Source organism: Pseudoxanthomonas mexicana, from assembly GCF_010093385.1.
Taxonomy (GTDB): Bacteria; Pseudomonadota; Gammaproteobacteria; order Xanthomonadales; family Xanthomonadaceae; genus Pseudoxanthomonas_A; species Pseudoxanthomonas_A mexicana.
The window spans coordinates 1-21,090 of the sequence record NZ_PDWV01000007.1 but is presented as its reverse complement, the minus strand read 5'-3'; the positions used below and the strand labels follow the sequence as shown (position 1 = coordinate 21,090).

At 67.0% G+C, this 21,090-nt stretch carries 19 protein-coding genes and 1 pseudogene; 13 read left to right on the top strand and 7 right to left on the bottom strand.

The genetic code is table 11. From position 1 onward, the window contains the following. Positions 1 to 38: 38 nt before the first annotated feature. The 9 genes and pseudogenes from CSC76_RS04280 to pilH all read left to right on the top strand — a co-directional run bounded on the left by CSC76_RS04280 (position 39) and on the right by pilH (position 11,035). Positions 39 to 1,286 (top strand): ribosomal protein uL16 3-hydroxylase, encoded by a 1,248-nt coding sequence (locus CSC76_RS04280; protein ID WP_162108800.1) that lies wholly within the window; start codon positions 39 to 41, stop codon positions 1,284 to 1,286. Continuing rightward, a complete protein-coding gene (locus CSC76_RS04275) occupies positions 1,283 to 2,191 on the top strand; it encodes a GNAT family N-acetyltransferase (protein WP_162108799.1) in 909 nt (302 codons plus the stop codon). The genes CSC76_RS04280 and CSC76_RS04275 overlap by 4 nt, the downstream gene beginning before the upstream one ends. A gap of 165 nt (positions 2,192 to 2,356) precedes the next feature. Further along, positions 2,357 to 5,184 (top strand): annotated as a pseudogene (locus CSC76_RS04270) (2-oxoglutarate dehydrogenase E1 component). A 48-nt stretch (positions 5,185 to 5,232) separates the two neighbouring features. Next, positions 5,233 to 6,456: a dihydrolipoyllysine-residue succinyltransferase gene (gene sucB / locus CSC76_RS04265; RefSeq protein WP_162108798.1), complete on the top strand. Its 1,224-nt coding sequence runs from the start codon at positions 5,233 to 5,235 to the stop codon at positions 6,454 to 6,456. Between the two features lie 102 nt (positions 6,457 to 6,558). Continuing rightward, positions 6,559 to 7,995: a dihydrolipoyl dehydrogenase gene (gene lpdA, locus CSC76_RS04260; protein ID WP_162108797.1), complete on the top strand. Its 1,437-nt coding sequence runs from the start codon at positions 6,559 to 6,561 to the stop codon at positions 7,993 to 7,995. Between the two features lie 97 nt (positions 7,996 to 8,092). Beyond that, entirely contained in the window at positions 8,093 to 8,686 is a 594-nt protein-coding gene (locus tag CSC76_RS04255) for an LOG family protein (protein WP_162108796.1), read from the top strand. Positions 8,687 to 9,260: 574 nt separating this feature from the next. Next, positions 9,261 to 9,527: a GIY-YIG nuclease family protein gene (locus CSC76_RS04250; RefSeq protein WP_238394872.1), complete on the top strand. Its 267-nt coding sequence runs from the start codon at positions 9,261 to 9,263 to the stop codon at positions 9,525 to 9,527. Between the two features lie 16 nt (positions 9,528 to 9,543). After that, on the top strand, positions 9,544 to 10,539 hold the full coding sequence (locus tag CSC76_RS04245; RefSeq protein ID WP_162108794.1) for a YhdH/YhfP family quinone oxidoreductase: 996 nt from the start codon (positions 9,544 to 9,546) through the stop codon (positions 10,537 to 10,539). A 103-nt stretch (positions 10,540 to 10,642) separates the two neighbouring features. Further along, entirely contained in the window at positions 10,643 to 11,035 is a 393-nt protein-coding gene (gene pilH, locus CSC76_RS04240; RefSeq protein ID WP_162108793.1) for a twitching motility response regulator PilH, read from the top strand. A 66-nt stretch (positions 11,036 to 11,101) separates the two neighbouring features. Here pilH and cfa read toward each other — a convergent pair whose 3' ends face one another. The 3 genes from cfa to CSC76_RS04225 form a co-directional block, all read right to left on the bottom strand. Beyond that, on the bottom strand, positions 11,102 to 12,220 hold the full coding sequence (cfa, locus tag CSC76_RS04235) for a cyclopropane fatty acyl phospholipid synthase (RefSeq protein ID WP_162108792.1): 1,119 nt from the start codon (positions 12,218 to 12,220) through the stop codon (positions 11,102 to 11,104). Between the two features lie 7 nt (positions 12,221 to 12,227). Beyond that, positions 12,228 to 13,070 (bottom strand): DUF3298 and DUF4163 domain-containing protein, encoded by an 843-nt coding sequence (locus CSC76_RS04230; RefSeq protein WP_238394871.1) that lies wholly within the window; start codon positions 13,068 to 13,070, stop codon positions 12,228 to 12,230. A gap of 65 nt (positions 13,071 to 13,135) precedes the next feature. After that, the gene (locus tag CSC76_RS04225) at positions 13,136 to 13,429 is read right to left on the bottom strand and encodes a GNAT family N-acetyltransferase (protein WP_162108791.1); all 294 of its coding nucleotides are present in this window, start codon (positions 13,427 to 13,429) and stop codon (positions 13,136 to 13,138) included. A 196-nt stretch (positions 13,430 to 13,625) separates the two neighbouring features. Between CSC76_RS04225 and CSC76_RS04220 the strand changes: the two genes are divergently transcribed. Beyond that, entirely contained in the window at positions 13,626 to 13,829 is a 204-nt protein-coding gene (locus CSC76_RS04220; protein WP_162108790.1) for a hypothetical protein, read from the top strand. Between the two features lie 134 nt (positions 13,830 to 13,963). Here CSC76_RS04220 and CSC76_RS18980 read toward each other — a convergent pair whose 3' ends face one another. From CSC76_RS18980 to CSC76_RS04205, 3 genes are all read right to left on the bottom strand, one after another. Beyond that, positions 13,964 to 14,674, bottom strand: a complete 711-nt coding sequence (locus CSC76_RS18980) for a hypothetical protein (protein ID WP_238394870.1) — start codon at positions 14,672 to 14,674, stop codon at positions 13,964 to 13,966. 80 nt (positions 14,675 to 14,754) lie between these two features. Beyond that, positions 14,755 to 15,369 (bottom strand): rhomboid family intramembrane serine protease, encoded by a 615-nt coding sequence (locus CSC76_RS04210; RefSeq protein ID WP_162108789.1) that lies wholly within the window; start codon positions 15,367 to 15,369, stop codon positions 14,755 to 14,757. Positions 15,370 to 15,378: 9 nt separating this feature from the next. Then, the gene (locus CSC76_RS04205) at positions 15,379 to 16,995 is read right to left on the bottom strand and encodes a POT-type proton-dependent oligopeptide transporter (RefSeq protein WP_162108788.1); all 1,617 of its coding nucleotides are present in this window, start codon (positions 16,993 to 16,995) and stop codon (positions 15,379 to 15,381) included. Between the two features lie 148 nt (positions 16,996 to 17,143). Between CSC76_RS04205 and CSC76_RS04200 the strand changes: the two genes are divergently transcribed. Next, positions 17,144 to 18,898 (top strand): M14 family metallopeptidase, encoded by a 1,755-nt coding sequence (locus tag CSC76_RS04200; RefSeq protein ID WP_162108787.1) that lies wholly within the window; start codon positions 17,144 to 17,146, stop codon positions 18,896 to 18,898. Positions 18,899 to 18,935: 37 nt separating this feature from the next. Here CSC76_RS04200 and CSC76_RS04195 read toward each other — a convergent pair whose 3' ends face one another. Beyond that, entirely contained in the window at positions 18,936 to 19,688 is a 753-nt protein-coding gene (locus CSC76_RS04195) for a glutathione S-transferase family protein (RefSeq protein ID WP_162108786.1), read from the bottom strand. A gap of 158 nt (positions 19,689 to 19,846) precedes the next feature. On the opposite strand from CSC76_RS04195, the gene CSC76_RS04190 reads away from it, so the two are divergent. Together CSC76_RS04190 and CSC76_RS04185 are read left to right on the top strand one after the other, a co-directional pair. Continuing rightward, positions 19,847 to 20,851 (top strand): YbaY family lipoprotein, encoded by a 1,005-nt coding sequence (locus CSC76_RS04190; protein WP_162108785.1) that lies wholly within the window; start codon positions 19,847 to 19,849, stop codon positions 20,849 to 20,851. Positions 20,852 to 20,858: 7 nt separating this feature from the next. Beyond that, positions 20,859 to 21,090, top strand: a 232-nt coding sequence (locus tag CSC76_RS04185) for a hypothetical protein (protein WP_162108784.1), incomplete at its 3' end; no start/stop codon positions are given.

Sequence of the window (21,090 nt, the reverse complement as noted above, 5' to 3'; positions counted from 1 at the left end):
TTCCCATGCGCGGCGTGACGCTGCGCGGATCCCACACCATGAAGAAGAACCCGTCCCGCACCGCCGCCCTGCCCTTCGAGATCGTCGCCACGCGCGAACATCCGCTGGGCATGCCGGCCGAGCGCTTCCTGCGCGACTACTGGCACAAGCGGCCCCTGCTGATCAGGAACGCCTTTCCCGGCTTCGAAACGCCCGTGCAGCCGGAAGACCTGGCCGGCCTGGCCTGCGAAGAGGGCGCGCTGGCGCGGATGATCAGCCTGGACCGCGCCAGCGGGGCCTGGGACGTGCGCCCCGGCCCGTTCCAGGAAGAGGATTTCCCCGGCCTGCCCGACCACGACTGGACCCTGCTGGTGCAGGACGTGGACAAGTGGGATGCCGACGTACGCGAACTGCTGGCGCAGTTCCGCTTCCTGCCGCGCTGGCGGGTGGACGACATCATGATCAGCTTCGCGGCCACCGGCGGCCCGGTGGGCGCCCACGTGGACCACTACGACGTTTTCCTGCTGCAGGCACAGGGCGAGCGCCGCTGGATGATCGATGCCAGCGTGGCGCTGGGGAAGCCCGCACCTGACCTGGCCTTCCAGGAGGACGTGGCGATCAAGCTGCTGCAGCGGTTCGCCCCGACCCACGAATGGGTGCTGTCGCCCGGCGACATGCTGTACCTGCCGCCACTGGTCCCGCACCATGGCGTGGCGGAGAACCCGTGCCTGACCTTCTCGGTGGGCATGCGCGCACCATCGTCGGCGGAACTGATCGCCGACTACCTGGACACCCGGGTCGCCGACGCGGACGAGGCCGTGCGCTACCACGACGAGGACCTGACCGCGCCCCAGGACCCTTACGAGATCGACGCCCGCGCCATGGAGCGCGTGGTGGAGGCGCTGAATGCCCTGCGGATGAACGACCCGGACCGGCTGGGCGACTGGTTCGGCCGCTTCATCACCACCTACCGGGCCTCGGGCGAGGTGATGCCGGGCCCGGAGGCGCCATCGCGCATCGAACTGGAATGGGACCTGCAGCAGGGCGCCCGCCTGCTCCGCCATCCCTTTTCACGGTTCGCCTGGCGCCGCCGCCGCACGCAGGCCACGCTGTTCTGCAGTGGCGTGGACCATGTGATGCCGGTGAAGGATGCCCGCCTGCTCGCAGCCGCCGAGTCGATTGACGGCGAGGCCTACGCATCGCTCAGCGACGCCGGCCGCGATGCCGTCATGGCGCTCGCCGCGCAGGGCCACTACCAGCTCGCCCTCGACGATGACGAGCCAGGCGCCGGGGACACGCAGTCGTGAGCACGGCCGACTATCGCGTCGAGGCGGTCGACTACACCGCCGCACAGGACGATCTCCGCCGGGTCCGCGAAGCGGTGTTCGTGGAGGAACAGGGCGTTCCGCGCGACCTCGAACGGGATGCGCTGGACCCGCTGTGCCATCACGTGATCGCCCGCAACGCCGAAGGCCAGCCCATCGGCACCGCCCGGCTCACCCCCGACCACCGGATCGGCCGCATGGCCGTGCTGTCGGCCTGGCGCGGTCGGGGCGTGGGCGAGGCCTTGCTGCTCGCGCTGCTGGCCGAGGCCCGCCGACGCCAGTGGCCGGCGGTGTCCCTGCACGCCCAGGTGGGAGCCGAAGGGTTCTATGCCCGCCAAGGGTTCCTGCCCGAGGGCGAGCGTTTCTTCGAAGCCGGTATCGAGCACCAGGGCATGCGCCGGGTGCTGGGCGCCACGGCCACCATCGCCCACCGGGCCGAAGCCATCGCCATCACCACCGCCATCATCGTGCAGGCCCGCCGCTCGCTGGCGATCTACAGCCGCGCCCTCGATCCTGGCCTGTGGGACGCCCCGCCGGTGATGGAGGCGCTGCGCCGCTTCGCCACGCACCGGACCGGCGTGCAGGTCCAGATCCTGTTGCAGGACGCGGCCGCACCCCAGCACGCGTTGGCTCCGCTGATCGGTCTGGCCCAGCGCCTGCCCAGCATCTTCGGCTTCCGCGAAGTGCAGGACCCGGTGGACCTGCCCTATGCCGCTGCCTTCGTCGCCAACGACGACCATGGCTACTACTACCGGCCGCTGGGCCACCGCTTCGATGGCGAAGCCGGCCTGGAACATGCCGGGCGTGCACGGCAGCTGCGCGAAGAGTTCACCCAGATGTGGGAACGCGCGCGTCCGGTCTCCGAATACCGCGCGCTCGGCCTCTGATCGCGGGTCCCGCGGCGCGGGCAGCCTGCGCCTTTAGTCCAATCCGGTTACGCCCCCTTCCCGGCATGGGGGTATAATTTCCCGGTTTTCGTCCATGTCGCCGAGACATTGCGCGACATGGACCGCAAGCGCCCCTCGACTACCCCACAGCACGCCATCGCCATCGTGGACAATCTCCTGAAGCAGTTCGCGCAATCCTCGCAGCTCAATGGCGGCAACGCCTCCTACGTCGAAGACCTGTACGAGCAGTACCTCGTCGCCCCGGACAGCGTGGGGCCCAAGTGGAAGGCCTACTTCGACGGCTTCAAGGGTCGCGAGGCCGGGGACGTCCCCCACTCGGTGGTCATCCAGCAGATCACCGACGCCGCGCGCCAGGCCGCCAACAACGGCCATGTCGTGACCGGCGGCGGCGACGAACGCGAGCGCAACATCGGCCGCCTGATCACCGCCTACCGCTCACGTGGCCACCTGGGCGCACAGCTCGACCCGCTGGGCCTGACCCCGCCGGTCAATCCGCCCGACCTGGACCTGGCGTTCCACAACCTGTCCGAACGCGATCTCGACAGCGAGTTCAGCACCGGCAACGTCGGTGGTCATTCGCGCATGAAGCTGCGCGATCTGCTGGCCCGCCTGAAGGCCACCTACACCGGCCCGATCGGCGTGGAGTTCATGCACATCCCCGAGGTCGAGCAGCGCCAGTGGCTGTACCAGCGCCTTGAAACCGCGGGCGGCCAGTTCGGCCTGTCGGACGAAGCCAAGCGCCGCACCCTCGAGCGCCTGACGGCCGCCGAGGGCCTGGAGCGTTACCTGCACACCAAGTACGTGGGCCAGAAGCGCTTCTCGCTGGAGGGCGGCGACGCACTCATCCCGCTGCTTGACACGACCATCCGGCGCGCTGGCGAAGGCGGTGTGAAGGACATCGTGATCGGCATGGCCCACCGTGGCCGCCTGAACGTGCTGGTCAACACGCTGGGCAAGAACCCGCGCAAGCTGTTCGACGAGTTCGAGGGCAAGTTCGAGCACGACAACAGCCTGGCGCACGCCGGCGACGTGAAGTACCACATGGGCTTCTCGGCGGACATCGCCACCCCGGGCGGTCCGGTGCATCTGGCACTGGCCTTCAATCCGTCGCACCTGGAAATCGTCGACCCCGTCGTGGCCGGCAGCGCCCGCTCGCGCCAGGAGCGCCGCACGACGCCGCCCGCCCGGCCGTGCTGCCGGTCATCATGCACGGCGACGCCGCGTTCGCGGGCCAGGGCGTGGTGATGGAACTGTTCCAGATGTCGCAGGCGCGCGGTTTCGCCGTGGGCGGCACGCTGCACATCGTCATCAACAACCAGATCGGCTTCACCACCAGCAACAAGGAAGACGCGCGTTCCACGCTGTACTGCACCGACGTGGCCAAGATGGTCGGCGCACCGGTCTTCCACGTGAACGGCGACGATCCGGAAGCGGTGGTCTTCGTGGCGCAGCTGGCCTACGACTTCCGCCAGCAGTTCAAGAAGGATGTGGTGATCGACCTGGTGTGCTACCGCCGCCACGGCCACAACGAAGCCGACGAGCCGGCCGCGACCCAGCCGGTCATGTACCAGACCATCCGCAAGCACGCCACCGCGCGCGAGATGTACGCCGCCAGGCTGGAAGAGGCGGGCGTGATTCCCGCCGATGGCGGCAAGGCGCTGGCCGACGCATTCCGCAACAAGCTCGACTCGGGCGACTACACGACCGAACTGGCCAAGCAGAAGAGCGACGAGCTGGCGATCGACTGGTCGCGCTACGTGTCCGGCAAGCTCAGCGACCCCGTCGATACGAAGGTCAAGCGCAAGGCGCTGGATTCGCTGGCCAAGATCATCACCACCATCCCGGCCGGCGTCGCGTTGCACCCGCGCGTGGCCAAGATCTACGAAGACCGCGTGAAGATGGCCGCCGGCGAGCTGCCGGCCGACTGGGGCTTCGCCGAGAACCTGGCCTACGCCACCCTGCTGGCCGAAGGCCACGGCCTGCGCCTGGTAGGCCAGGACGCCGGCCGCGGCACGTTCTTCCACCGTCACGCGATCCTGCACGACCAGAAGACCGACAGCTACTACCTGCCGCTGCGCCAGTTGGTGGAGCAGCCCGAGCAGGCCACCGTCATCGACTCGCTGCTCAGCGAGGAGGCGGTGATGGCGTTCGAGTACGGCTTCTCCACGACCGATCCCAACCCCCTGTGCATCTGGGAAGCGCAGTTCGGCGATTTCGCCAATGGCGCGCAGGTGGTGATCGACCAGTTCATCGCCGCCGGCGAAGCCAAGTGGGGCCGCATCAGCGGCCTGACCCTGCTGCTGCCGCATGGCTACGAAGGCCAGGGTCCGGAGCACAGCTCGGCGCGCCTGGAGCGTTTCCTGCAGCTGTGCGCGCTGGAGAACATGCTGGTCTGCGTGCCGACCACACCGGCGCAGGCCTACCACATGCTCCGTCGCCAGATGCGCATGACCACCCGCAAGCCGCTGGTGGTGATGACGCCGAAGTCGCTGCTGCGCCACAAGCTGGCGGTGTCCACGCTGGACGAACTGGCCAATGGCGAGTTCCAGCATCTGATTCCCGACGCGACCGCCGATGCGAAGAAGGTCAAGCGCGTCGTCGCGTGCTCGGGCAAGGTCTACTACGACCTGCTGGAAGACGCGCAGAAGCGCGGCCAGGACGACGTGGCCCTCCTGCGCGTCGAGCAGCTCTACCCGTTCCCGCGCGAGCAGCTGACCGCCGAACTGAAGCGCTACGGCAAGGCCACCGAGGTCGTGTGGTGCCAGGAAGAGCCGCAGAACCAGGGCGCGTGGTACCAGATCAAGCATCACCTGCAGGCCTGCCTGGCCGACAAGCAGACGCTGCACTACGCGGGCCGTCCGCGCTCGCCCTCGCCCGCCGCCGGCCATTTCGCCGAGCACGTGGAGGAGCAGCTGAAACTGGTCGCCGACGCGCTGGTCAACAAGCTCGGCGCCGACCACGTCGCCGAATAAGCCCGCCCTTTTCCAACGAACAACAACAACACCAGGACGCCCCATCCCATGGCCACTGAAGTCAAAGTTCCGGTTCTTCCCGAGTCCGTCTCCGACGCCACCATCGCCGCCTGGCACAAGAAGGTGGGCGACGCGGTCAAGCGCGACGAGAACCTGATGGACCTGGAAACCGACAAGGTCGTGCTGGAAGTGCCCTCGCCCGTCGACGGCGTGCTGAAGGAGATCAAGTTCAAGGAAGGCGACACGGTGACCAGCCAGCAGCTGCTGGCGATCATCGAGGAAGGCGCGGCCGCCGCGGCACCCGCCCCCGCCGCAGAGGAAAAGAAGCCGGCCGCCGGCGCCCAGGAAGTGCAGCCGAAGGCCGACGCCGCCAAGGCCGACGCGGCCGCCCCGGCCAGCACCAAGCCCGCACCGGCCGGCGCCGACGCGCTGCCCCCGGGCGCCCGCTTCACTGCCATCACCCAGGGCATCGATCCGGCCGCCGTGGAAGGCACCGGTCGCCGCGGCGCCGTGACCAAGGAAGACCTGGTCAACTACGCCAGCGGCAAGACCGCCGGCGTGTCCGGCGGCGCGCGTCCGGAAGAGCGCGTGCCGATGACCCGCATCCGCACGCGCATCGCCGAGCGCCTGATGCAGTCCAAGAACTCCATCGCCATGCTGACCTCGTTCAACGAGGTCAACCTGGCCAAGGTCATGGAAATGCGCAAGGAGTTGCAGGACGACTTCGTGAAGGCCAACGGCATCAAGCTGGGCTTCATGAGCTTCTTCGCCAAGGCCGCCGCCAACGCGCTGCAGCGCCATCCGATCATCAACGCCTCGGTCGACGGCAACGACATCATCTATCACGGCTATGCCGACATCTCGATCGCCGTGTCCACGGACAAGGGCCTGGTGACGCCGGTGCTGCGCAACGTCGAGCGCATGGGTTTCGGCGACATCGAGAAGGGCATCGCCGAATACGCCAAGAAGGCGCGCGACGGCAAGCTGGGCCTGGAAGACCTGCAGGGCGGCACCTTCACCATCACCAACGGCGGCACCTTCGGTTCGCTGATGTCCACGCCCATCGTCAACCCGCCGCAGAGCGCCATCCTGGGCATGCACGCCATCAAGGAGCGCGCCATCGTCGAGAACGGCCAGGTCGTCGCCGCACCGATGATGTACATCGCGCTGTCCTACGACCACCGCATCATCGACGGCAAGGACGCGGTGCTGTTCCTGGTGGACATCAAGAACCAGCTGGAAAACCCGCACCGCATGCTGCTGGGCATGTAAGAGCGAGGAGCGAGTGATCAGGAGTGAGGAGTGAGAGCGATGGCTCTTGTTCTTCCTCACTCCTCACTTCTCTCCACTCACTTCTATTTTTGAGCGAATGAAATGACCGAACAATTCGACGTCGTCGTCATCGGTGCCGGTCCGGCCGGCTACCACGCCGCCATCCGCGCCGCGCAGTTGGGCATGAAGGTCGCGTGCATCGACGCCGCGCTGGGCAAGGATGGCAAGCCCGCGCTCGGCGGCACCTGCCTGCGCGTCGGCTGCATCCCGTCCAAGGCGCTGCTGGATTCCTCGCACCAGTACCACAACCTGACCCACCAGTTCGAACAGCACGGGATCAGCGTCAAGGACGCGAAGATCGATGTCGGCACCATGGTCGGCCGCAAGGACGCGATCGTGAAGCAGTTCACCGGCGGCATCGCGCAGCTGTTCAAGGCCAACAAGGTGACCGCGTACTACGGCTTCGGACAGTTGCAGCCGGGCAACCTCGTCAAGGTGAAGCAGCATGACGGCAGCGAAGTCGAGCTGAAGGGCACCAACGTCATCCTTGCCGCCGGTTCGGACTCCATCGAGCTGCCGTTCGCCAAGTTCGACAACGAGTACATCGTCGACAACGTGGGCGCACTGGACTTCACCGAGGTTCCCAAGCGCCTGGCGGTGATCGGCGCAGGCGTGATCGGGTTGGAGCTGGGCAGCGTATGGAAGCGCCTCGGCGCCGAGGTCACCATCCTCGAAGCCCTGCCCGATTTCCTTGCCGTCGCCGACAGTGAAGTGTCGAAGGTCGCCGCGCGCGAGTTCAAGAAGCAGGGCCTCGACATCCGTCTTGGCGCCAAGGTATCGAAGACCGAAGTCACGGGCAAGGGCAAGAAAAAGGAAGTCGTGGTCACCTACAGCGACGCCGAAGGCGAGAAGACGCTGACCGTGGACAAGCTGCTGGTCGCCGTGGGCCGCCGCGCCGCGAGCAAGGGCCTGCTGGCCGATGGCACCGGCGTCAAGCTCAACGAGCGTGGCCAGGTGGAAGTGGACGCGCACTGCCATACCGGCGTCGATGGCGTGTGGGCGATCGGCGACTGCGTGCGTGGGCCGATGCTGGCGCACAAGGGCTTCGAGGAAGGCATCGCGGTCGCCGAGCTGATCGCCGGCCTGCCGGGACACGTCAACTTCGACACCATTCCGTGGGTCATCTACACCTCGCCCGAGATCGCCTGGGTCGGCAAGACCGAGCAGCAGCTCAAGACCGAAGGCGTGGCCTACAAGGCGGGCTCCTTCCCGTTCGGCGCGGTAGGCCGTGCCGTGGCGATGGCCGAGCCCGCAGGCTTCGTGAAGGTCATCGCCGACGCCGAAACCGATCGCGTACTGGGCATGCACCTGGTCGGCGCCAACGTGTCGGAGCTGGTGCACGAGGGCGTGCTCCCCATGGAGTTCAAGGGCTCCGCTGACGACCTGGCCCGCATCTGCCATGCGCACCCGTCGCTGTCGGAAGCGGTGCACGACGCCGCGATGGCCGTGCACAAGCGCGCGATCCACAAGGCCAATTGAGGCCCGCACGGCGGCGAGGCCGCCGCCGTGATCCGCATGCGCCAGGCCAAGCCTGGCGTTTTGCGTTTCAGACAACAGGCAACACAGGACCCCGACCATGAAGAGCATCTGCGTCTACTGCGGCTCCAACGCCGGCAGCAAGCCCGCCTACACCGAACGCGCGATCGCCCTGGGCGACCGCATCGCGAAGGAAGGCCTGCAACTCGTCTATGGCGGCGGCAACGTCGGACTGATGGGCATCGTCGCCGATGCGGTGCTCGCCGCGGGCGGCGAGGTGGTCGGCGTGATTCCCGAGCAACTGGTCAATTGGGAAGTCGCGCACAAGGGCGTGACCAGGCTGGAAGTCGTCGCCAACATGCACGAGCGCAAGAAGCGCATGTTCGACCTGTCAGACGCCTTCGTCGCCCTGCCCGGCGGCTTCGGCACGCTGGACGAGATGTTCGAGATGCTGACCTGGCGCCAGCTCGGCATCGGCGACAAGCCCTGCGCCTTCCTCGACGTGGAAGGCTTCTACACGCCGCTAATGGGCATGATCGACCGCATGGTCGAAGAACGCTTCCTGCACCCGGAACAGCGCAACGACCTGTGGCATGGCGACGACCTTGATGCCATGGTCGCCTGGATGCGCGCCTACACCCCGGCCCAGGCGGACAAGTGGATGGATGAGAAGCGGCGGAAGTCGTTGCGGTGATGGCGCTCTCGTCCCGACGAGAGCCCGAAACCATTGTCCTCTTGCAGGTAGATCAAGGCATTCATGGCAATGAATTCCAGCATGCGCTGGAATGACGAGCCGGGGCACACCCCACCCGTGTAGCCATCACCGTCGTCCCAGCGAAAGCTGGGACCCATCTTGCTCTTGCCGGCAGATTGCGGCACTCAAAGGCAATGGATTCCAGCATGCGCCGGAATGACGAGCCAAGGCACACCCCACCCGTGTAGCCATCACCTTCGTCCCAGCGAAAGCTGGGACCCATCTTGCTCTTGCCGGCAGATTGCGGCACTCAAAGGCAATGGATTCCAGCATGCGCTGGAATGACGAGCCGAGGCACACCCCACCCGTGTAGCCATCACCGTCGTCCCAGCGAAAGCTGGGACGCAGCTTGCTCTTGCCGGCAGATTGCGGCACTCAAGGACCATGGATTCCAACATGCGCTGGAATGACGAGCCGGGTGGTGCCCAACAGAATCGGTTTATAGTGGCCGGCAGGAAACACGACGGGCCACGGAGAGCCTGCGATGCGTCGGGAAAGGATTTCCTGTGTCTACATGCTGGCGAGCCAGCCACGAGGCACCCTCTACATTGGCGTCACGTCTGATCTCCGGGGGCGGGTCTGGCAGCACAGGCAGGGCTATGTGGATGGCTTTACGCGGCGTTACCAAGTCCATACTTTGGTCTGGTATGAGGTCCACGCCGGGATGGATTCTGCGATCCTGCGCGAGAAGGCCCTGAAAGCGTGGAAACGGGTCTGGAAGATCCGACTCATCGAGGATGCGAACCCGATATGGCGCGATCTCTATCCCGACATCATCTGATTGAACGAGCCATTTCATGACCCTGTCCACCCCCTTCACCGCCTTCCGCATCCACAACGACGCCGCCGGCTACCGCAGCGGTATCGAGTCCATCGCCCTGGACGCATTGAACCCCGGCGAAGTCGTCATCAAGACCGCCTACTCGTCGGTCAACTACAAGGACGCGCTGGCCGGCACGGGCGAAGGCAAGATACTGCGTCGGTTCCCGCTGGTGGGTGGCATCGACGTCGCAGGGCATGTGGTGGCTTCCTCCGATTCCGCCTTCAAGGAAGGCGACGCCGTGCTCGTCACCGGCTGCGGCCTCAGCGAGACCCATGACGGCGGGTACGCGGAGTACGCGCGGCTGGAAGCCAGGTGGGTCATCCCGCTCCCTTCCGGCCTCACCCTGCGTGAGAGCATGATCCTGGGCACGGCCGGCTTCACCGCGGCGCTGGCCCTGTTCCGCATGTGCGAGAACCGGCAGACCCCGGACCTCGGACCACTGGCGGTCACCGGGGCGACCGGTGGCGTGGGGTCGCTGGCGGTGGACATCTTCAGCAGGGCCGGCTTCGAGGTGCATGCCATCAGCGGCAAACCGGAGAATGCCGGCTATCTGACCGCCATCGGCGCGCGCAAGGTCCTGCCGCGCGACGCGCTGGCCACCACCCGCCCGATGGAAACCGCCCGCTTCGGCGGCGGCCTGGACAACGTCGGCGGCCCCATGCTGGCCAGCCTGCTGGCGCAGACCGTCCCCTACGGCAACGTGGCCACCGCCGGACTGGCCGCCAGCGCGGACCTGGCGACCACGGTGATGCCCTTCATCATCCGTGGGGTCTCCCTGCTGGGCGTGGCATCGGCCGGCACCGCCCGCGACATCCGCGATACGGTGTGGCAACGGCTGGCCAGCGACTGGAAGCCCGCGCACCTGGACACCATCTGCACCCGGGAAACCACGTTGGACGGCCTGGCGGAGGTGTTCCGGACCATGCTGGCCGGCGGCTCCTTCGGTCGCACGCTCGTGCGAATGGGATGAACGGCAGTCGCGGCACGACGGGCGTCACCGCCTGACCGCCTTTGCCATTTGTCTTGTCCCGAACACGTTCTACAATCGACGCCGGGGACAACTGGGGAACTCCATGGCAAAGATTCTGATCGTCGACGATTCACCCTCGCAGTTGCTGGGCATCCAGCGCATCGTCGAGAAACTGGGGCATGAATCCATCACCGCCGAGGACGGCGCCGCGGGCGTGGAAGTCGCCAAGCGCGAGCTGCCGGACATGGTCCTGATGGACGTGGTGATGCCCAACCTCAACGGCTTCCAGGCCACCCGCACCTTGAGCCGCGAGGCCACCACCAAGCACATCCCGGTGATCCTGGTGACCACCAAGGACCAGGACACCGATCGCATGTGGGGCCTGCGCCAGGGCGCCAAGGCCTACCTGACCAAGCCGTTCTCGGAAGACGAGCTGGCCGAAGTCATCGAACGCATCTTCAACGCCCGCGAACTGCCCTCGCCGCCCGCAGCCTGACGGGAAGGCCGCGCAGTACGCACGAAGAGCAGGCCCTGGCCTGCTCTTTCCGTTTCCGGCCCATCTTCAGCGCGGCGCAACGTAGCCGCCCCGCCCGCCGCGCGGCGACAGCACCAATTGCCACAGCTGCGAACGACGGCTGCGGAACGTGGCCATCGATGCGCCAAGAAAGAACCGCCACATGCGGCGGAAGCGCGCGTCGTAGCGCGCATCCAGGCGGTCCCAGGCGGCCTCCACGTTGTGGCGCCAGGCCTGCAGCGTGCGGTCGTAGTCGGCACCGAAACCGTGCCAATCCTCCAGCACGAACCGCCCTTCCAGCGCATGGGCGATCTGCGCCGCAGACGGCAGCATCGAGTTGGGGAAGATGTAGCGCGCGATCCAGGGATCGGTCCGCTGCACCGAGCGGTTCGTGCCGATGGTGTGCAGCAGGAACAGGCCATCGGCCGGCAGGCAGCGGCGGACGACGTCGAAGAAGGTCGGGTAGTTCTTCACCCCGACGTGTTCGAACATGCCCAGCGAGAACGCGGCGTCGAACCGCTCGTCCAGGTCGCGGTAGTCCTGCAGGCGGATCTCGATGGGCAGCCCGGCGCACAGGCGGCGCGCGTACTCGGCCTGCTCGACCGAGATGGTCACACCGACCCCACTGATCCCGTAGCGTTCGGCGGCGAACTTCAGCGCTTCGCCCCAGCCGCATCCCACGTCGACCACCCGCATGCCCGGGGCCAGCCGCAGCTTCCTGCACACCAGGTCCAGCTTGGCTTCCTGTGCGGCATCCAGATCCTGCGCATTCCGCCAATAGGCGCAGCTGTACACCAGACGGCGACCCAGCATGGCCGCATACAGGTCGTTGCCCAGGTCGTAATGGCGCCGCCCCACCTCGCCACTGCGACGGCGCGACTGCAGATTGGTCAGGCGGGCGCGGAGCGCATCGAACAGTTCGCCGGCCCCATGCACCCGCTCGTCCAGATGCGCATCGAGCAGGCGGGTCAGCAGGCCGTCCAGCGCCTCGGCGTCCCACCATCCGTCCATGTAGCTCTCGCCCAGACCCAGCGAGCCCTGACCGAGCACGCGTGCGTACACGCGAGGATCGCGGACCTGGAAGTCCCACGGCCGGGCGCCACCGATCCGCACATCCGCTTCGGCCAACAGGGATCGCATCCTGTGCTCGAAGCGGACGTGCGGCATGGCGGACTCAGCGGGCGAACAGCCCCGCGTACTCCGGCGCGATGTGGGGCAGCAGGATGGCCGCTGGCACGTCGACGGTCTGCGTGCCATCCGCGTACGGGCCCACCTGGTAAGGCGGGAACACGAAGCGCAGCGCGCTGATGCGGCCTGCGGTGTCCAGCACGGGCACGAACTCGCTGAAGTTGCCCGCTTCAGGCTTGGTGCCCTCGTCGATCATCCGGAACGTGCTCTTGATCAGCGCCGCCCGATCGGCCGCGGGCAGTTCGTCCTCGTCCGCCCGCGTCACCACGGCCGTATGCAGCTGCTCGCGCACGTAATCGCTGATGGCCTGCCACCCCTTGGCGTCGGGCACCAGCGCAGCCGACGTCAGGCGTGCGTCCTGCTGCGGCAGCCACACGAACCTTGCGATCAGCGGTTGGCCATGCGCGCCCCCGGTGTAGCGGCTGCCATCGGCGGCGATGGCGACGCTCTGCGGCGTGTCCACCACCTGCTCGAAGGCCAGCGACAGCTCGTACGGTGCGCTGGGCTTGTCGTTGCCGAAGGCTTCGACCGCCTGCATCAACTCGGCCCGCTCGGCGGCGGCGTAGTCGGACAGCGCCTTCGCCAGGCCGGGGTAGCGATTGGCCGAAGCCGGAAAACTGATGCCCACCACGTAGCGGTCGGTCGTTTCGATGACGTCCTTCAGGGCTACCGGAGCGGCCGGCGCATCGGCCGCGGGTGACGATGCGGCGGGGGCCTGCGCCGGCGGCGCGCCGGGGACGGATTCGCGCTTGCATGCCGCCAGCGCGCTGGCGACCAGCAGGGCCAGGCAGGCGGTCCGCAGGATGGGGGGGGACTTGCTGGGGGACACTTCGGGCTCCTTCCGCGTGTGATGGCCGTCATTCTAGGGCGCGCCACCGGCGTCCTCCAGCGGGGTCAGCCCTCGATCAGATCGGCGTACTCCGGATTCCGCTGGACGTAGGCGGCGGAGTACGAGCACGCCGGCACCACCCGCCAGCCCCGCGCACGCGCCAGGTCCAGCGCGGCCTTCACCAGAATGCCGGCGATGCCCCGGCCGCCGATCGCATCGGGCACACCGGTGTGGTCGATGACCATCCGGCCGCCGCGCAGCGAATACCGCAGTTCGGCCTCATGCCCTTCCACCCGGGTGTGCAGGCGGCGGGCGTCAGGGTCGTGATGCACATCCGGGGTGAGCGCGTCGTGGGTCATGGGATCTCCGTGGCAGGGGGCTCATGGGCATTGTGACCCAATGCCCAGGGTGGACCGGGCAAAACTGACGCTGAGCGTCACATTCATGCTTGTGAAGCGATTCTTCGCGGACCTGAAACGTGATGGGTTTCGCGAAATACAGGTTGGCACGATTGCTGCGTCTGCAGGCTCATAGACTTCACTTGGGAGTTCCACCATGAGCCTGATCGAAGCACTGCCCGACGTCGCCAGCGCCAGCGATTTCACCCTGCTGGAAGGCCTGTACCAGCTCACCGTCACGGGCCATACCAGCGACTGGGAGTTCGAGCGCCTGAACAACGCCGTATACGAGCGCCTGATGTCCACCTACTCCAGCGCCGAAGTCGGCAGCGTGCACGCCGTGCACTCGCTGGTGGACTGAGCCGCTAGACACCGTCTTCATCGGGTGCTCCGGCGCGGCGCAGGGGTCCGCCTTCGGGCGCGACTGCCGCGCCGGAGTCCCGTCCCTCCCTGGCCACGCCGGAGGGTCCATGGGCGTCCTCCAACGTACGCCCCTCATTCGCCCCGATGATCGCGCTTGCCCTGGTTGCGCCGGTCCTGCGTTCCCAGGCTGCCCTGGATGGCCTTCATCCGGCTTTCGGCCGCGTGCAGTTCCAATGCCTTGCCTGCCGCTTCCGGTGATGCGAAGCCAGCGCCCTGCACAGCCCCATGGTCGTGGTCGTCGAGTTGCTGCCAGGGCGCGGGCTGCCGGTCATGCTCATGTTTCTGTTCCAGCAACGCGCGCGCAGTCGCCAGCGCCCGCGCAGGCGTGATCTTCTTCGTTGCGCGCTTGCGCGCTGCGGTCTTGCGGGCCGGGGACGAGGCTTTGCTCGCCGTTTTCTTCTTCGCTTTCGCGACTTGCGCCCGGGAGGCGCTGCCTGTCGCCTTCTTCACCGCCGTGCGGGCAGTCTTCCCGGCGCCCCGGGTGCCCGTGGCTTTCAGCGCGTCGCCTCGCGAGGCGGTGGTCTTCCTCGCCGTCGTCTTCGCAGCCGTTTTCTTCGTGGCCGTTTTCTTCGTAGCCGTTTTCTTCGTGGCTGTCTTCTTCGCGACCTTGCCGGCCGTCGCCTTCTTCACGGCTTTCCTGGCCGCGGCACCGGCCGCCTTCGGCGTGCCCTTGGAGGTCGGCGCCGCCGTCTTGCGGACGGCGTTCTTCGTGGTCTTCTTCACCGCCTTGCGGGCGGCCTTCTTGCCCTGGGGACTGCGGACCGCCTTGCGTGCCGTTGCCATGCGCTGCTCCTGGGACGGGACATGGCGTCGAAATAGCACGGCCCACCTTCAGCGCAGGTGAGCGAAACCACAAGGACCGCTTAACCGAATGAGGGGTGCGTCAGTTCTTCCAGGAAGTGGCCGATCACGCCGGCATCCATCACCACCAGGAACAGCACGCCGTAAGCCGCGCCGGCCAGGTGTGCGCCGTGGTTGATGTTGTCTCCGCCGCGCTTGTCCATCCAGATGCTGTAGGCGATGTACAGCACGGCGAACACGATGGCCGGCATCGGGATGAAGAACACGCCGATCGTGGCCCAGGGCGCGAGCAGGATGAAGGCGAACAGCACCGCGGACACGGCACCGGACGCGCCCAGGCTGCGGTAGTTGGGATCCTTCTGGTGCTTCAGATAAGTGGGCAGGATGGACACCACCAGCGCCGAGAAATAGAACAGCGGGAACACCCACGGCCCTTTCTGCGCCGCCATCCAACCCTCGATCTGGCGGCCGAAGAAGAACAGCGTGAACATGTTGAAGAACAGGTGCCAGAAATCGGCGTGGATGAAGCCGTACGTCACCAGCCGGTCGTACTGGCGGTGGCGGTCGATCGCCGGTGGCCACAGGATCAGCCGCATCAGCAGCGATGGCGTGCGGAAGGCGACCAGGCCGACCACGCAGGTGGCCGCGATCAGCAGCAGGGTGATGGGCGCGCTCATGCGTGTTCCTCAGGCCGCGGTGCGGTAGTTGTCCTGCATCGGGTACGTCCTGGCGTACAGCGCGAACGCCAGCGCCGCCACGAAAGCGAACCCCGCGAAGAAGAACATCAAGAACGCGTTCTCCGTCCATCCCTGCGCCTGGATCCAGCCGATCACGGCCGGGTCGCGGACGCTGGCATTGGTCAGCAGCACCCAAAGGCCGCCGAAGGTGCTGGTCAGGTACCAGAAAGCCATGATCACGCCCTTCATCGCCATCGGTGCCTGACTGTAGGCGAACTCAAGCGCCGTCGCCGACACCAGCACCTCACCGAAGGTCAGCAGCAGATAGGGCAGCGTCTGCCAGGCCAGCGACACCTGCTGGCCTTCGTCCATCTGCAGCTGCAGCACGCCGGCCACGATCCAGGAGAGCGCGGAGATGGCGATGCCCCAGCCCATCCGGCGCAGCGCCGTGACGTTGAAGCCCATCCTCCGCAGCACCGGGTACAGCACCAGGTTGTTGAAGGGAATCAGCAGCATGACCATCAGCGGGTTCAGCGCCTGCATCTGGGTGGCGTCCTTCACCAGCCAGCTGGGCCACCACCACAGGTCGTGGGGAATCACCATCGCCTTGCCCTGGATCACCCACGTGGATGCCTTCTGGTCGAACAGCGACCAGAACGGCGTGACCAGCGCGAACACGATCAGGATGCGCAGCACCGAACGCACGCCTTCGATGGCGACATCAGGATGCAGGCCACGCGCACGTTCCAGTTGCAGAGACGCACCGAAGCCCACGCCGGCGATGATCGCGCCCAAGGCAAGACAGGCGGTGATGACGAAGCCCCATGCCTCCGGCCAGATCGTCACCCCGGCGAACTTGAGGGCCCACAGCAGCAGCATCGCCACCGCGCCCACCATGCCCACGGCGGCGACCAGCGTGCCGGGCCCGAAACCCTTGCCCAGCAGCGCGCTGCGTACGATGTTGAGGAACGAATCCGGGTCGTTGCCGCGCGACGGCGGCACGTTGACGTACTTGTTGCGCCCCAGCCAGAAGATGAAGGTCGCGATGAACATGAGGATGCCCGGAATGCCGAACGCCCACGCCGGCCCCCAGCTCCGCAGCACCAGCGGCATCAGTAGCGAGGCGAAGAACGAGCCGAAATTGATGATCCAGTAGAACGCGTCGAAGACGACCTTCGCCTTGCTCTTGTTGCTCTGGTCGAACTGGTCGCCGCAGAAGGTCACCACCAGCGGCTTGATGCCGCCCGACCCCAGCGCGATCAGGAACAGGCCCGTGTAGAACCCTGTCGCGTTGCTCTCGAACAGCGCCAGACACGCATGGCCGGCGCAGTAGATCAGCGAGAACCACAGGACGGTGTTGTACTTGCCGAAGAAGCGGTCCGACAGCCAGCCACCCAGCAGCGGGAAGAAGTACACGCCGATGACGAAGCTGTGGAACAGGGCCTTGGCGGCACCCTCGCGCGCGGCCTGGTCCGGCAGATAGGCCAGCAGCACCGAACTGATCAGGAACGGCACCAGGATGTTGCGCATCCCGTAGAAGCTGAACCGCTCGCAGGCCTCATTGCCGATGATGTAGGGGATCTGGCGGGGCATGCGGCCCTGGCTGGCTTCTGCGGTCGTGCTCATCCGATCTTCCGGCGAAAAAGTCCCGGAAGGTTACCGTATCCGCCCGCGCAGGGTCGAACCGCCGGAACTCCTCGCGCAGGCGAACGGGGACTGGGACTGACCGCGATTGCCGGGCATCATGCGCCCCTGCCCTGTTCAGGAATTCCCCATGCTGCGTCCGCTCTGCGCCTCCTTCCTGCTGGCCCTGGCATCGGCGGCGAACGCCCAGTCTGCATTGACCACCGTGGCCGAACGATCCGGGTTCACCGAGACCGGACGCTACGAGGAAGTCACCGCGCTGTGCGACGCCTTCGCACGCCAGTATCCGAAAGCCGTGCGCTGCACCACGTTCGGGACCACGCCCGAAGGCCGCCCGATGAAGGCCCTAGTCGCCTCCACCAGCGGCGCTTTGACACCGGAGCAGGCGCAGCGGCGCGGCCTGCCGGTGGTGTTGATCCAGGGCGGCATCCACGCCGGTGAGATCGACGGAAAGGATGCCGGCTTCCTCGCGCTGCGCGAGGTACTGGAGGGTCGGGCGGCCAACGGTGCACTGGACAAGCTGGTCTGGGTGTTCGTGCCCGTCTTCAACGTGGACGGCCACGAGCGGTTCGGCGCCTGGAACCGTCCCAACCAGCGCGGGCCGAAGGAAATGGGCTGGCGCACCACCGCGCAGAACTACAACCTCAACCGCGACTACCTGAAGGCCGACACGCCCGAGATGCAGGCGATGCTGCAGCTGGTGCAGCGCTGGGACCCGCTGGTGACCGTGGACCTGCACGCCACCAACGGCGCGCAGTTCGAACACGACATCTCGATCCAGGTCGAGCCCGTGCATGCCGGCGATGCCGGGCTGCGCACGGCCGGCTTGGCCTTGCGCACGGGCGTCATCGACGATCTGGCGAAGCAGGGATCTCTGCCCCTGCCCTACTACCCCTCCTTCGTGGTCCAGGACGATCCCACCTCGGGCTTCGAGGACGGCGTGCCGCCACCGCGCTTCTCGCATGGCTACTTCCTGCTGCGCAACCGCATCGCGATGCTGGTGGAAACCCACTCCTGGAAGGAGTATCCGGTGCGCGTGCGCATCACCCGCAACACGGTAATGTCCGTTCTGGAGCACGTCGCCCGCGATGGGGCGTCATGGCTGACCACGGCGAAGCAGGCGGATATCGCCGCGGCCAGCCTGGGTGGCCGGCAGGAACCGCTGACCTACGTCGCGGCACCTGCCGCGCGTACCGTGGAGTTCCGTGGCTACGCCTACACGCGCACGACGTCGGACGTGTCCGGCGCCCTGATGACGCGTTACGACGAGACCACGCCGCAGGTATGGAAGGTGCCGCTGAAGGACGATATCCGTCCGGGCATCGTGGTCGAAGCGCCCGGCGCGGGCTACCTGGTGCCAGCCGCTGAAGCCTCCTGGGTGGCGGCCGTGCTGAAGACGCATGGCGTGGAATACCGCCTGCTGGGGAAACCCTGGCAGGACGACGCACAGGTGTTCCGTGCGACGAAAAGCAGCTTCGGGAGCGCGTCGGTGGAAACCCACCAGCGCCTCACGGTCGAGGGCGACTGGACGCGCGAATCCCGCGCCATGCCCGCGGGCGCACTGTTCGTCCCCATCGCCCAGCCCAGGGCGCGCCTGGTGATAGCCCTGCTGGAGCCCAAGGCGCCGGACTCGCTGTTGGCGTGGGGGCGGTTCAACAACGCCTTCGAACGCAAGGAATACATGGAGGACTACGTGGCTGAAGCCGTCGCACGCGAGATGCTGCGCGACCCCGCGGTGAAAGCCGAGTTCGAGCGCCGACTGCGCGAAGACACGGCGTTCGCGCAGAGTCCTGCCGCACGCCTGGAGTTCTTCTACCGTCGCCATCCCTCGTGGGACGAGCGCTACCAGCTGTACCCGGTGCTGCGAGTGGATGCTGCGCCGTAAAGGCCGACCTGCTTCATGCAGAACGGCAGGGACTGCTTCACCCCAACCGCATCACCCCGTAGCGCGGCGCCGCATCGCCGTACGTCGTTTCGGTCAGCGGCGCCCCCATCTGCGCAAGCACGGCACGCTGTTCCGGCAGCGGCGTGCGCAACGTGCGGTCCTCGAATGTCGCCAGCCTGGCGAAGGCAGGCAACGCCAGCGCACGCGCCACGAAGGCGGCCGTCCGCGGCCACCGCAGCGGATCGACCTGGTACCTCACGAACGCCGCGTTGCGGAAGAAGCTGGCGATACTGATGTCGGCGATGGACAGCTCGCCGAAGATCCAGCCGTCCCCGGGCAATCGCGGTTCCAGATAGTCCAGCGCGACCGGCAGCTCCTCCTCGCGCGCCCTGCGCACCACTTCTTCGTCCGTACCTTGGTTGAAAAGGAAGCGGCGCACGCCTTTCTGGAAGAACATCCGCCAGATCACCACGTCGCCGAGATAGGAATCCGCGTACTCTTCCAGCCAGCGCGCCTTCGCGCGGTCCACCGGATCCGCGGGGTACAGCGATGGCGCAGGGAAGCGGTCCTGCAGGTATTCGCAGATGACGGTGGAGTCGTTGAGCACCAGGTCGCCCTCGATCAGCACCGGGATGCGGCGGAGCGGACTGAGCCTGCTGAAGTCCTCGTTGCCCACGAACGGCGCGATGGGATCGATGCGGTAGGGAATGCCCTTCAGCTCAAGGCAGACCAGCACCTTGCGCACGTACGGCGAGAGGTAGTTGCCGATGACCGTCAGCGTCTCCGCCATGTCCCATGCTCCGTCGAAGTCGCATGCAGGGTGCGCAGTCCATGCGGCCTGGTCAACCCGGCACGCGCGATCGACTCACCGCCGGGCGCGTGTTGACGCTTCATTACAGGAAACGCCGTTAAGCTGGCCGCCTCCACCGCACCCCAGGAGCCTGCGCGATGCTACGTCCCCTGCTGACCTCGGCCTGCCTGCTCGGGCTGGCGGCATGCCAATCGCCGATCACCGCGCCACCGCCTGCCGACGGAACATCGACGCCGCGACCGGCCGCGCAGATCCAGGGCCGTGCTTCCTATCTCGAGCGCATCGCGCCCCCGCCTGGCGCGGTCCTGAGCGTACAACTGGTGGACCTGCAGTTGGCCGACACGCCTGCCGCCGTGATCGCCAATGCCGACTTCCGCGATCTCAAGGGGCCTCCTTTCGCCTTCGCCCTGCCCTACGATCCGTCGAAATTGCGACCGAACGGCATGTACGGACTGCACGCCGGTGTGCGCGACGCGCAAGGGCGGCTGTGGTTCGCCACCGATACGCAGGTGCCCGTGACACCCGGTGCGGATGCCCCCGTCGAATTCCGCATGATCCGTGTCACCGGTAAACCGGCCGCTGCCACGTCGACCCCGTGGCAATGCGGGGATCAGCGCGTCGGCGCACGCTTCGATACGCCGGCACGCGGCATGATGCTGGAGATCGACGGCAATACCCTGCACCTGGCGCAAGCACCTGCCGCCTCGGGCGCACGCTATGCCGACGCCGCCGGCAACGCGTTCTGGAGCAAAGGGGACGAAGCGACGCTGACCCTCGCCGGCCGAGCCGCCGTCACCTGCCGTCAGGCAAGCCAGGGCTCCCCTTGGGATGCAGCCAGGGCACGTGGCAGCGTGTTCCGAGGCCTGGGTACCGAGCCCGGCTGGACCGTGGAGATCGGGGGCGGCCCAACGCCGCGCCTGCTGGCCGAGCTGGACTATGGCGAACGCAGGATCGAAGTGGCACAAGCGAGCAGGACCGAAGAAGGTTACGTCGGCAGCACCGCCGAAGGCCTCGCCGTTTCGCTGACCACCAAGCGGGAAGCCTGCAACGACGGCATGAGCGACATCCGCTACCCGGCGTCGGCGACCCTGACCGTGGGTGGCCGGACCTACCGTGGCTGCGGCCGCTTCCTGACCGAATGAGGGCTGCATGAGCCGACGTTCCCGCCGCCGCCAGTCCGCTGGCCTGCGTCTCCCCCTGATCGCCTTCGTGGCGCTGCTGTTGGTCGGTGCCGGCGCCTGGTGGTGGTCGCAGCGCGATGATGCGCCCGATACGACGGAGACCGTCGCCACGCACGAAGGCGGTGATCCGCAGCGCATCAAGGAAACACTCTCGCTGCCGCCGGTCGAGGACACACGTCCCGGCGCTCTTGCCGGGGACG